The organism is Rhodobacter sp. P2_H5, from assembly GCF_056403335.1.
The window spans coordinates 32,867-44,148 of record NZ_JBFUFS010000026.1 but is presented as its reverse complement, the minus strand read 5'-3'; the positions used below and the strand labels follow the sequence as shown (position 1 = coordinate 44,148).

Genomic DNA, 11,282 nt, shown 5'->3' with positions numbered 1-11,282 from the left:
CTTCTGGGGCTACGCCAAAACCCGCCTCGCCCGCTTCCGCGGCCTAAGCCCCAAAACCTTCCCCTTGCACCTCAAGGAATGCGAGTTCAGATACAACAATCGCGGCAAGAACCTGACCAGGATCCTGCTCAAAATCTGCCGCGAAAACCCGCTCTCCTAGTCAAGACCCTCTGCGAAAATTCTGAAGGGTTCTTCGCAGAAGAACCGATCTTCCGATTTTTCGCAGAAAAATCGTGCGTCAGAACCGACTCGGCAGATAGGTGGTGATATCCAGCTCCGGCGCGCGCCCCTGGATCAGGTCGGTGACGATCCTTGCCGTGATCGGGGCGAGCGTCAGCCCGATATGGCCGTGGCCATAGGCATGGATGATGTCCGGCCCCGACTTCGAAGGTCCGATCACCGGCAGGCTGTCGGGCATCGAGGGGCGGAACCCCATCCAGCTGGCGGAAGGCTCCGGCAGGTCCGGAAAGATCGCCCGCGCGCCCTGCAAGAGCTTGTCCAACCGATGTTGCGAGGGCGGGGCGGTCAAGCCGCCGAGCTCCACCGTGCCTGCCACCCGCAAGCGGCCGGTCATCGGGCAGAGGTAGAACCCGCGCGAGGTCGGGCAACAAGGCCGGTGCAGCATCGGCGCCGCCATGTCCCATTCCAGGTGATAGCCCCGCTCGGTATCGAGCGGCACCTCATCCCCCGCCATCCTGGCCAGCGGCTTCGAATGGGCACCGGCGGCGAGGATCACCCGCTTGCAATGCATCCGGAACCCCTCGCCATCGAGGATGATCCCGTCGAACTGCCGGGTCAGAGAATCCACCCTCGCGGTCAGATGCCCGGCATATTGCAGCGCCGATTGCGCCAGCCGGTGGACCATGTCGCCCGGATCGGACAGGAAGGACGCGCCGGGGAAGAAGGCAGCGCCCGGCATCTCGGGCAGGTTCGGCTCCAGATGGGCCAGGTCGCGGGTTCCGATCAGATCAACCTCGACCCCGAGGCTGCGGCGGAAGGTGATGTCGGCCTCGGCGGCGCGGAAGGCCTTTTCGGTCTCGTAGATGTAAAGGCAACCGTCCTGCTCCATCAGGTCGAGCCCGCCGATCCGCGTGGCCAGATCATGCCAAAGGTCGCGGGCGCCCGACAGCAGCGCCGCGATGGCGCGGGCATTGCGCTCGGCCGGGCCGGGGAGGGACTGGCGGGCAAAGCGGGTGAGCCAGGGCGCCATGGCCATCATCGCCCCGGGCCGGATCGCCAGCGGCGAATTGCGGTTGAACAGAAGCGAGGGCAGGTTTTTCAGGACAGCGGGCGTGCCGACCGGCAGAACGGCATAATCGGCAATCGTGCCTGCATTGCCGTAACTCGCCCCCGAACCGGGCGCGTTGGGGTCGATGAGGACGACCTCCAGCCCCTCGGCCACAAGGCTCTCGGCAATGGCCAGACCGACGACCCCGGCCCCAATAATCGCGATGTCACTGGAAATATGTTGAATCATTGCGCCTCTTGGTCCTGCTGACCCCCGGTTTCGGGGGGCAGCAGGGTCAGCTTACATGCAGGCGTCAAACAGCGCACGGGTGTTTTCGCGCGTCATCACAATCGGGTTGCCGCCGCAGGAGGGGTCCTCCAGCGCCATCTCGGTCAGCATGTCGAGGTCCTTGAAGAGGACGCCCATATCCTCCAGCCGCGCCGGGATCGCCAGCTTGGCGCGCAGTTCCAGGATCGCCTCGTGGAAGCCCTGGAACCCGCCTTCGATGCCGATATAGGCGGCGGCGGCCTTGATGCGGTCCTCGATCGCGGGGCGGTTGAATTCCAGCACCATGGGCATGACGACGGCATTGGTGGTGCCGTGGTGGGTGCCATAGACAGCACCAATCGGGTGCGACAGCGAATGGATCGCGCCCAGACCCTTCTGGAAGGCGGTCGCGCCCATGGCGGCGGCGGCCATCATATGGGCGCGGGCGTCGAGGTCGTTCGGATTGTCATAGACCTTGGGCAGGTTTTCGAACACCAACCGCATGCCTTCAAGTGCTATGCCCTGCGACATCGGGTGGTAGAAGGGCGAGCAATAGGCTTCGAGGCAGTGGGCGAGGGCATCCATCCCGGTCCCGGCGGTGATGAAACGCGGCATCCCCACGGTCAGGGCCGGGTCGCAGATGGTGACGACCGGCATCAGCTTGGGGTGGAAGATGATCTTCTTCTTGTGGGTGGCCGAGTTGGTCAGAACCCCGGCGCGACCCACTTCCGACCCCGTGCCCGCCGTGGTCGGCACGGCGACGATGGGGGCGATCTTGTCGGCATCGGCGCGGGTGTACCAGTCGTCGATATCCTCAAGGTCCCAGACGCTCAGGTCCTTCTTCTGATGCGCCATCAGCGCGATCATCTTGCCAAGGTCAAGGCCCGAGCCGCCGCCGAACGCGATGACGCCATCATGCCCGCCGGCCAGATAGACGGCGATGCCGTCGGCCATGTTCTTCTCGTTCGGATTGGGGTCCACTTCCGAGAAGATCGCGCGGCCAAGGCCTGCGGCCTCCAGAATGTCCAGGGCCTGCACCGTGATCGGCAGGGAGGCGAGGGCCTTGTCGGTCACGAGCAGCGGCTTTTTCAGGCCGGCGGCTTTGACATGGTCAGCCAGTTCGGCGATGCGACCGACGCCGAATTTGATCGGGGTCGGGTAGCTCCAGTTGCGGTTCGGAACGCTATGGGTGGTCATGGGTCACACCTTCTTGAGATGGTAGGATTTCGGGCGGGTCACCGAATGGAACCCGAGGAAGGAGAGCGAGCCGCCGCGGCCGGTGTCCTTGCAGCCGGTCCAGCAGAGCGCGGGGTCAAGGTAATCGGCGCGGTTCATGAAGACGGTGCCGGTTTCGATCTGCGCGCCGAGGGCGGCCGCGGTGTCGTAATCCTGCGTCCAGATGGAAGCGGTCAGGCCATAGGGGCTGTCGTTCATCAGCGCCAAAGCCTCGGCATCGTCCTTCACCTTCATGATGCCAACGACCGGGCCGAACGATTCCTCGGTCATCACCCGCATGGAGTGATCGACGTTGACGAGGATCTGCGGGGCGAGGTAGGCGCCGCCGTCATCGGCGGGGAAGTTTGCCGGGTCGATCAGCGGCTTGGCACCAGCGGCGACGGCCTCGGCGATCTGGTCGCGCACCACCTTGGCAAAACGCTTGTTGGCCATCGGGCCGAGGGTGCTGTCAGCCTCGAACGGGTTGCCGAGCTTCAGGGCGTTGACCCAGGCCACGGCCTTTTCGACGAAGGCGTCGTAAAGGCTTTCGTGGACATAGATCCGCTCGATCCCGCAGCAGCACTGGCCGGCGTTGAACATCGCGCCATCCATCAGCGTGTCGACGGCGGCATCGAGGTTGGCATCGGCGCGGACATAGCCCGGGTCCTTGCCGCCGAGTTCGAGGCCAAGCGGCGTGAAAGTGCCCGCCGCCGCCCGCTCCATCGCCTGACCGCCGCCGACCGAGCCGGTGAAGTTGACGAAGTTGAAAGCGCGCGACGCGATCAGGCTTTCGGTCGTGGCATGGTCGAGGACGACGTTCTGGAAGACGTCGGCGGGGATGCCCGCGGCATGGAAAGCCTCGGCCAGACGCTCGCCCACCAGCATGGTTTGCGAGGCGTGTTTCAGGACCACGGTGTTACCGGCGATCAGGGCAGGAACCAGGGTGTTGATCGTGGTGAGGTAAGGATAGTTCCAGGGGGCGACGATGAAGACGACGCCGAGCGCTTCGCGGGCGATATAGCGGCGGAACTTGTCGCTGTCCTCGATCACCACCGAGGCGAGGGTCTTGGCCGCGATCTCGGCCATGTAGTCGGTGCGGGCGTTGACGCCGCCGAATTCGCCGCCAAAGCGGGTCGGGCGGCCCATTTGCCAGGCCAGCTCCTCGACCACGCGGGCCGACATCGCGTTGAGGTTGGCGACGCCCTGTTTAACAAGGGCGATGCGTTCGGAAAGCGGGCGGGCGGCCCAGTCCTTCTGGGCGGCTTTCGCCGCGGCGGCCATGGCGCGGGCGGCTTCGGGGGGCAGCGGCATGCGTTCGGCAAAGACCGAGCCGTCGACCGGGGAAATCAGTTGGATGGGTTTCATCACGGGGTCCTCAAAGCTGGGGCAGGCGCCCCTGTCTGGTCTGGCAAGATGGGCAGATTGCTCATCCTACCGTCTGATGTCGCGCAAGGTGGGCAAGACGCCCATCTTCGGCTCAGGAGCGTTCAAAACCGCGTTGCAGTTCGAAATCGGTGACCACGCGGTCGGTCTCCGAAATCTCCCATTCGCAGGCGTGGTGGTAGTGATCGACCACCTCGTCGCCAAAGGCCGCCCGCAGCATGGCGGAGTTCTTCAACAGCTCTGCCGCGTCGCGCAGGTTCTTCGGGATCTCGCGGATGCCGGCGGCCATGTACATGTCGCCCTTCATCTCGGGTTCCAGCTCCATCTTCTGTTCGATCCCGTCCAGACCGGCGGCCAGAAGGGCGGCGCAGGCGAGGTAGGGGTTCACATCCGAGCCCGGGATGCGGCATTCGACGCGGACGGCCTTGGTATGCTCGCCGCAGACGCGGAAACCGGCGGTGCGGTTGTCGGCGCTCCACACCGCTTTCGTGGGCGCGAACATGCCGACGGTGAAGCGTTTGTAGCTGTTGACGTAGGGGGCGAGGAAGGCCGTCAGGTCGCGGGCATGGGCGAGCTGGCCTGCGATATAGTGCTTCATCACCTCGGACATGCCGTGCTTGTCCTTGTCGTCGGCGAAGGAGGGCTTGCCGTCCAGGCTCCACAGGCTTTGGTGGATGTGGGAGGACGAGCCGGCTTTCTTGTGATCATACTTCGCCATGAAGGTGACCGAGCGGCCCTTGGTCCAGGCGATTTCCTTGATGCCGTTCTTGATGATCGTGTGGTTGTCCGCCGTATCCAGCGCGTCGGAGTATTTGTAGTTCAGCTCCTCTTGCCCCGCGTCAGCCTCGCCCTTGGAATTCTCCACCGGGATGCCCGCGCCGTAAAGCCCGTTCCTGACGGCACGCATCACGTCCTCTTCCTTGGTGGTCTGGAAGATGTGGTAATCCTCGTTATAGGCCGAGACCGGGTGCAGCGCCTTGAGCCCGCCATCGCGCAGGTTTTCGTAGGAGTTCTCGAAGAGGTAGAATTCGAGTTCCGAGGCCATCATCGGTTCGAACCCCAGTGCCCGGGCGCGGGCGACTTGTTTCTTGAGGATCGCGCGGGGCGAGATCGCCACTTCCTCATGCGTATGGTGGTCAAGAAGATCGGCCAGAACCAGCGCCGTGCCCGGCAGCCAGGGGATATGGCGCAGCGTCGCCATGTCGGGCTTCATCACGTAATCGCCATAGCCGGTCTGCCAGGAAGAGCTTTTGTAGCCCTGGACCGTGTTCATGTCCTGGTCGACGGTCAGCAGGTAATCGCAGCAATGGGTTTCGTGCCAGCCGCTTTTCACGAAAAAGGCGGAGTGGAAGCGCTTGCCCATCAGGCGGCCCCACATGTCCACCGCGGCCACCAGAACGGTGTCGATGCTGCCGGCGTCCACGGCGCGTTTCAGTTCGTCAAATGTCATATTGCCGGGCATGTCCGGTCTCCCTTGATCTGTTGCGCCCCTTGGGGCTTTGCGCGCGGGGTTGGCCCCGCTTGAGCTTGTGATTGGGGCGTCAGCTGGCCTTGGCCTGCTTCTGGATCTCGACCAGACCCATGTTCAGCACCGGCGCCAGGCTTTCGGCCATGGCCTCGCAGGCCTCGTCCGAGGCGATCAAGTCGTTGCGAATCTCCAGCATCGCGTTGGGCAGGCCGTAGGGTGTCGCGTGCAGGCGGAGCGTGTGGGTCACGTCATCGGCGGCGGAATAGGGGGCGTTGAGTTCGGCTTGCAGTTTGGTCAGCTTGCGGGCGGCGGCGTGGATCGCCACGGCAAGGCCCGGATCGGCGTCATGGATCACGCCGAATTCGACCGCGCGCGGCGCACCGAAATAGACCGGGGTGAAGGAATGGATCGTCACCACCACCGGCCGCAGACCCAGGGCGATGCGGCGGGCAAGCAGGCCATGCAGGGCACTGGCCCAGGGCAGATAGACGGCCTCGGTCCGCGCCAGACGTTCTTCGGGCGTGATCGCGGCATTGCCGGGGATATCAAAGACCTCGGACTTCGCGGGCATGGCGCCCTTCATGTCGGGGGCGCGGTTGCAGTCATAGACCAGACGGCTGACCGGCGCATGGATCAGCACGGCATCAAGGCGTTTCATCAGCCCGCGCGCCACGGCCAGGGCGCCGGGGTCCCAGGCGATATGGGCGCGGCGTTGATCCTCGGTGAGGCCCAGGTCGCCCCAGCGTTCGGGGATCTGGTGTGAGGCATGTTCGCAGACCAACACCAGCCGCCCGCGCGCGGTGGCGTTTTCCACGAAGGGCGCGAACCCGGTTCCGGTCGCTGTTTCGGTCTCTGCCTTCTGGGCCCGCATCTGCGAGTCATCTCCCCTGTTTTCATGACGCTGGCGCTTCGCCGGAAAACTGTCAAGAATGTTTCTGACAGGTATTTCCTGTTACGATGTTTTCTGTTTGGCTGACGTCAGAGTGTGGGCGGTGGAGGAACGATTGGGCGGAGCCATCAAGATGACGCTGGACGATCAGTTGCGCACCGCACTGCCGGACCTGACTCGGGCCGAGCGGCAACTGGCCACGCATATCCTGTCGCATTACCCGGTAGCGGCGCTGGGCTCGATCACCGTGCTGGCCAAGGCGGCGCTGGTCTCGACCCCGACGGTGGTGCGGCTGGCGCAGAAGCTGGGGTACAAGGGCTACCCGGACTTTCAGGCCTCGCTGCGCGGTGAGGTCGAGGCGATGCTGGTCACGCCGCTGACCAAACACGCGACACGCGCCGGGGCGATGCCCGATGGCCATATCCTGACCCGCTTTGCCGAGGCGGTGGTGGCCAACATGCAGGCGACGCTGAACCAGATCGACCCAGCGGAGTTTGACGCCGCCGTCGCCCTGCTGGCCGACCCGGCGCGGCGGGTGTTCACGCTCGGCGGGCGGATCACCCATGCGATGGCGGATTATTTCGCCTCGCTGATGACGGTGATCCGGCCCGATGTGACCCTGCTGTCGGACAATCCGGCGACCTGGCCGCCGGTGCTGCTCGACCTGGGGCCGGGTGATGTGCTGTTGGTCTTTGACATCCGGCGCTATGAAAACGCGGTGTTGCAGGTGGCCGAGATGGCGCGCGAGCAGGGGGCCGAGATCATCCTGATCACCGACCGCTGGGTCTCGCCGGCGGCGACCCATGCCCGCTACACGCTCTGCTGCCATGTCGAGGCGCCTTCGGCCTGGGACAGCAACGCGGTCCTGATGGTGCTGGTCGAGACCCTGCTGGCGGCGGTGCAGAACGCGGCTTTCGCGGTGACCGAGCCGCGGTTGCGGCGGCTGGAAGAGCTTTACGCAAGGACGCGGTTCTTTCGCAGGCACAGGTAGGCTTGCGGCATTCAGGCTGGGAGGGCTGCCCTCCCTTACGAAAAATTGGCCCTCCCAGACCCTCCCGGGGATATTTTCGTCTGGATGAAGGGGGAGGGTCAGTGCGGCTGGCTGGCCGCGGGCTTTGATTTGGGAGCGATGCCGGCCAGGGCGTTCAGGATGACGGCGGTCAGCAGCACCGTGCCGCCGAGGGCGGTGTTGGGCGAGAGGGTCTCGGACAGGACGGCCCAGGCCCAGACCGGGGCGAGGAGCACCTCGACGAGGGAGAGGAGCGTGGCCTGCGCGGCGGGCACCACGCGGCTGCCGCTGGTATAAAGCAGCATGCCGCCGGTCAGGGTCAGGGCGCCCATGGCGAAGGCCAGCGCCGCCTCTTGCGGCGGGATGGCGAGGGTTTGGCCGCTGGCCAGCGCTAGGATGCCGCCCGCCACGGCGGCAAAGACAGCGCCCAGAAGGACGGCGGGCAGCATGTCGGTCAGATGGCCCCAGCGCAGCGCCACGGTGAAGCTGGCAAAGCCCGCCGCCGAGATCAGCGCCGCCGCACTGCCAAAGGCGGTGCCGCCGCCGATCTGACCCACGCCGCCGACCATGATCACGATGCCCACCACCGCCAGCAGGATCGCACCCCAGACCGGCCAGGACACCGGCTCTTTCAAAAGAACCATGCCGAGAAGGGCGGCGAGGAAGGGTGAGGCGGAAAACAGCAGCACCGCATTGGCCACCGTGGTCGATTGCAGCGCCACGATGGCGCCGCCGAAGGCCAGGACAAGGCCGAGGCCGCCGATCGCCCCGGCAAGCCCGGTGCTGCGGACGGCGGGACTGACCCGGCGCGGGCCAAGCCAGAGCGCCAGCACCGGCAACATGCCGAGCGAGCGCCAGAACAGCACGGCCCAGCTGCCAGATTCCTCGATCTGGCGGATCAGTACGCCCTGGACCGACCAGAGCACACCCGCCAGCACGATCAGCCCGGCTCCGGTCAGATATTTCATGGTGGCCCCGATTCCCTGCCCACGGCGCCACGCGCGCCGCCCCGGTTCCGGATGTGCCGGGCGGCGCGGGCTTGCGCTGTTCTGGAAGCGACCGGCGAGGTCGGAGGCGGCGGGCGCGCCGGCTTTCGCGGGCTCAATAGCCCAGGGTGCGGTCGACCAGATGGCGCAGAGGGCGTCCCGCCTCGGCCCGGCGGATGTTGTCGACCAGCACGCGGGCGGCGGAATGCGGGCGGGTGTCGGCGGCGATATGGGGGGTGACGGTGACGCCGGGGTGGCGCCAGAAGGGGTGATCCTGCGGCAGGGGTTCGATGCGGAACACATCCAGCGTCGCATGGGCGACCTGGCCGCTGTCGAGTGCGGCCAGAAGGGCGGTGTCGTCGATCAGGGGCCCGCGTCCGGGGTTCAGAATGAAAGCCCCGTTCGGCAGGTAACCCAGGGTGCGGGCATTCAGGATGTTCTCGGTCTCGGGCGTCCGGGGCAAGAGGGTGACGACGATGCCTGCCGTCGACAGGGCCTCGCGCAGCCCGTCGGCGCCTGAGAGGCAGGGCAGATCATCGAGCGTCTTGGGCGTGCGGCTCCAGCCGGTGACCGGGAAGTTCAGCGCCTGCAACGCGCGGGCGGCGGCGAGGCCGAGGGCGCCCAAACCCAGCATCGCGACCCGGCGTTGCCGGGCCAGCGGCGGGCAGGTCGGGTCCCAGACATGGCCGGGATTGACGATATGGCGGTCCATTCCGAGGTGATGGCGCAGGGCATGGCCCACCACCCATTCCACCATGCCCTCGGTCAGGCCGGGGTCGACCATCCGGGTCAGGGGTTGGGTCAGGGTCTTGTTGCCCACGATCCGCTCTACCCCGGCCCAGAGGCTGAGGACCGCCTTGCAATGGGTGAAGGGGGTGAAGTCCTGCAAGGGGGCCGAGGGCGCGTAGATGATGTAGTCGACGAGGGCAGGATCGGCGGCCTCGGTCACGATGCGGGCGGTGATGCCGGCCTCGGCCAGGGCCTCGGGCAGGATGGTCTCGTATTCCGGCCAGAGGGCGGGCGCCGCGAACAGGATCAGCATGTTACCTCGCATTCATTTCGACAGGGCGTCATTTCGAGAGGGCCAGCGCGGCATTGACCGCGAGCGCCAGGATCACGGTGTTGAAGAAGAAGGAGCCGACCGAATGCACCAGTACCACGCGGCGCAGGCGAGATTCGGTCACCTGCACATCCGACACCTGCGCCGTCATGCCGACGACATATGAAAAATACATGAAATCGCCGATGATCGGCTTGGTGGTCCCGGGAAACTCCAGCCCCGAATCCGGGTCGGGCGCGTAGTAGAGATGCGCATAGCGGAAGGCCGCCAGGGCATGGATCATCGCCCAGCCGAGGGGGGCGGAGGCCAGGGCGAACAGCGCCTCGGGCAAGGCCAGGCTCGGCCGGTTCAGCACCATGAAGATCGCGCCCAGGCTGATGCCGATTGCGGCAACGGCCATCGTGAGGATCACGGCGGCGCCCTCGTCATCGGCCTCGGCATGGCGGCGCAGCGCATCGGGGGTAGAGCCGCGCACGGTGTGCCAGGCCAGCACCAGATAGCAGATGAAGAAGCCGTTCACCCCGGCCAGCGACCGCATCACCCAATCGAGCGGGGTCAGCGAGGTCACGCCGAACAGGACCAGCCCGAAGAGGAAGGCCAAGAGGAACTTGATATGGCGCCGCCAGTTCCGGATCATCAGCGCAACCTGTGTACGATGGCGCTTTGCGCCAGACCAAAAGCCAGAAGCAGAACCAGCGTCGCCGAGCCGCCATAGCTGAGGAAGGGCAGGGGCACGCCGACGACCGGGGCCATCCCCATCACCATGGCCAGATTGACGGCGAGGTACAGGAAGAAATTCGCGGCGATCCCGATCAGGAGGAGCGAGGAGAAGCGGTCCTTGTTCTGCATCGCGGCCCAGAACAGGAAGATCAGGATCATCGCATAAAGCGCCAGAAGCGAGACGGCGCCGACAAAGCCGAACTCCTCGCCCAATGTGGTGAAGATGAAGTCGGTGTGCTTTTCGGGCAGGAAGTTCAGCCGGCTCTGCGTGCCCTGCATGAAACCCTTGCCGGCAAAGCCGCCCGAGCCAAGCGCGATCTTGGCCTGCAGGATGTTGTAACCGGCGCCCAGGGGGTCGGCGGAGGGGTCGAGGAACGTGTCGATCCGCTTGTATTGATAATCGTGGATCAGCTGCCAGGGCGTGCCGCGCAACAGGAAGATCCCCGCCACCCCCGCGCCGATCAACCCGATCACGGCGGCAAAATACCAGAGCGACACCCCGGCCGCGAACATCACCGAGGCGCCGGCAATCACCAGCATCAGGGTGGTGCCGAGGTTCGGCTCCAAGAGCACCAGCACGGCGGGGGTGATGATCAGGAAGACCGGGATCAGCACCCAGAGCGGGCGCGAGACGCGTTTGTCATCGAGCCAGTCGTAATAGGTCGCCAGCATCATGATCAAGCTGACCTTCATGAACTCCGACGGCTGGATGCGGATGAAGCCGAGGTCGATCCAGCGCTGCGCCCCCATGCCGACGGCGCCGAAGAAGTGCACCACGATCAGCAAAAAGAAGGTCAGCACATAGGCCGCCGCCGACATGCTGCGCCAGAACCAGATCGGGGTGAAGCAGATGCCCAGCGACAAGAGCATGCCGACGCCATAACGCTTCATCTGCGGTTCGGCCCAGATGCCGATATTGCCGCCCGCGATCGAATAAAGCATCAGCCAGCCAATCGCCGCCGCCGCCGAGATCAAAAGGTACAGCCCCCAGTTGACGTAGAAGACCTTGGCAAAGCCAGAGGGGGCGAATTTGACGCGGTACTCCAGAAAGCTCATC

General features: G+C 65.4%; 10 protein-coding genes and 1 pseudogene. 2 read left to right on the top strand and 9 right to left on the bottom strand.

The window, feature by feature from the left end; genetic code table 11:
* A pseudogene (locus AC1DVR_RS21645) lies at positions 1-160 on the top strand (IS1595 family transposase); the annotation flags it as partial.
* A 78-nt stretch (positions 161-238) separates the two neighbouring features.
* On the opposite strand, the gene AC1DVR_RS21640 reads toward AC1DVR_RS21645, so the two are convergent.
* The 5 genes from AC1DVR_RS21640 to AC1DVR_RS21620 all read right to left on the bottom strand — a co-directional run bounded on the left by AC1DVR_RS21640 (position 239) and on the right by AC1DVR_RS21620 (position 6,432).
* Entirely contained in the window at positions 239-1,477 is a 1,239-nt protein-coding gene (locus AC1DVR_RS21640) for an NAD(P)/FAD-dependent oxidoreductase (RefSeq protein WP_478002696.1), read from the bottom strand.
* 51 nt (positions 1,478-1,528) lie between these two features.
* On the bottom strand, positions 1,529-2,692 hold the full coding sequence (locus AC1DVR_RS21635) for an iron-containing alcohol dehydrogenase (RefSeq protein ID WP_478002695.1): 1,164 nt from the start codon (positions 2,690-2,692) through the stop codon (positions 1,529-1,531).
* 3 nt (positions 2,693-2,695) lie between these two features.
* Positions 2,696-4,078 (bottom strand): aldehyde dehydrogenase family protein, encoded by a 1,383-nt coding sequence (locus AC1DVR_RS21630; protein WP_478002694.1) that lies wholly within the window; start codon positions 4,076-4,078, stop codon positions 2,696-2,698.
* A gap of 109 nt (positions 4,079-4,187) precedes the next feature.
* Positions 4,188-5,555 carry a glutamine synthetase family protein gene (locus tag AC1DVR_RS21625; protein ID WP_478002693.1) on the bottom strand — a complete coding sequence of 456 codons (1,368 nt, stop codon included), beginning with the start codon at positions 5,553-5,555 and terminating at the stop codon, positions 4,188-4,190.
* Positions 5,556-5,634: 79 nt separating this feature from the next.
* Positions 5,635-6,432, bottom strand: a complete 798-nt coding sequence (locus AC1DVR_RS21620) for an N-formylglutamate amidohydrolase (RefSeq protein ID WP_478002692.1) — start codon at positions 6,430-6,432, stop codon at positions 5,635-5,637.
* 151 nt (positions 6,433-6,583) lie between these two features.
* Here AC1DVR_RS21620 and AC1DVR_RS21615 point away from each other — a divergent pair, with 151 nt between their 5' ends.
* On the top strand, positions 6,584-7,441 hold the full coding sequence (locus tag AC1DVR_RS21615) for a MurR/RpiR family transcriptional regulator (protein ID WP_478002691.1): 858 nt from the start codon (positions 6,584-6,586) through the stop codon (positions 7,439-7,441).
* A 98-nt stretch (positions 7,442-7,539) separates the two neighbouring features.
* Here the strand turns inward: AC1DVR_RS21615 and AC1DVR_RS21610 are convergent, their stop codons facing one another.
* From AC1DVR_RS21610 to rodA, 4 genes are all read right to left on the bottom strand, one after another.
* Entirely contained in the window at positions 7,540-8,427 is an 888-nt protein-coding gene (locus tag AC1DVR_RS21610) for a DMT family transporter (protein WP_478002690.1), read from the bottom strand.
* A 133-nt stretch (positions 8,428-8,560) separates the two neighbouring features.
* Positions 8,561-9,487 (bottom strand): 2-hydroxyacid dehydrogenase, encoded by a 927-nt coding sequence (locus AC1DVR_RS21605; protein WP_478002689.1) that lies wholly within the window; start codon positions 9,485-9,487, stop codon positions 8,561-8,563.
* A gap of 28 nt (positions 9,488-9,515) precedes the next feature.
* Positions 9,516-10,142 carry a DUF1345 domain-containing protein gene (locus AC1DVR_RS21600; RefSeq protein ID WP_478002688.1) on the bottom strand — a complete coding sequence of 209 codons (627 nt, stop codon included), beginning with the start codon at positions 10,140-10,142 and terminating at the stop codon, positions 9,516-9,518.
* A complete protein-coding gene (gene rodA / locus AC1DVR_RS21595; protein ID WP_478002687.1) occupies positions 10,142-11,281 on the bottom strand; it encodes a rod shape-determining protein RodA in 1,140 nt (379 codons plus the stop codon). The genes AC1DVR_RS21600 and rodA overlap by 1 nt, the downstream gene beginning before the upstream one ends.
* Position 11,282: the final 1 nt, after the last annotated feature.

Bases quoted from the DNA above. Each gene is read 5' to 3' on its own strand.
- AC1DVR_RS21640 (WP_478002696.1), bottom strand. From the start codon at position 1,477: ATGATTCAACATATTTCCAGTGACATCGCGATTATTGGGGCCGGGGTC.
- AC1DVR_RS21620 (WP_478002692.1), bottom strand. From the start codon at position 6,432: ATGCGGGCCCAGAAGGCAGAGACCGAAACAGCGACCGGAACCGGGTTC.
- AC1DVR_RS21610 (WP_478002690.1), bottom strand. From the start codon at position 8,427: ATGAAATATCTGACCGGAGCCGGGCTGATCGTGCTGGCGGGTGTGCTC.
- AC1DVR_RS21605 (WP_478002689.1), bottom strand. From the start codon at position 9,487: ATGCTGATCCTGTTCGCGGCGCCCGCCCTCTGGCCGGAATACGAGACC.
- AC1DVR_RS21635 (WP_478002695.1), bottom strand. From the start codon at position 2,692: ATGACCACCCATAGCGTTCCGAACCGCAACTGGAGCTACCCGACCCCG.
- AC1DVR_RS21615 (WP_478002691.1), top strand. From the start codon at position 6,584: ATGACGCTGGACGATCAGTTGCGCACCGCACTGCCGGACCTGACTCGG.
- AC1DVR_RS21625 (WP_478002693.1), bottom strand. From the start codon at position 5,555: ATGCCCGGCAATATGACATTTGACGAACTGAAACGCGCCGTGGACGCC.
- rodA (WP_478002687.1), bottom strand. From the start codon at position 11,281: ATGAGCTTTCTGGAGTACCGCGTCAAATTCGCCCCCTCTGGCTTTGCC.
- AC1DVR_RS21600 (WP_478002688.1), bottom strand. From the start codon at position 10,142: ATGATCCGGAACTGGCGGCGCCATATCAAGTTCCTCTTGGCCTTCCTC.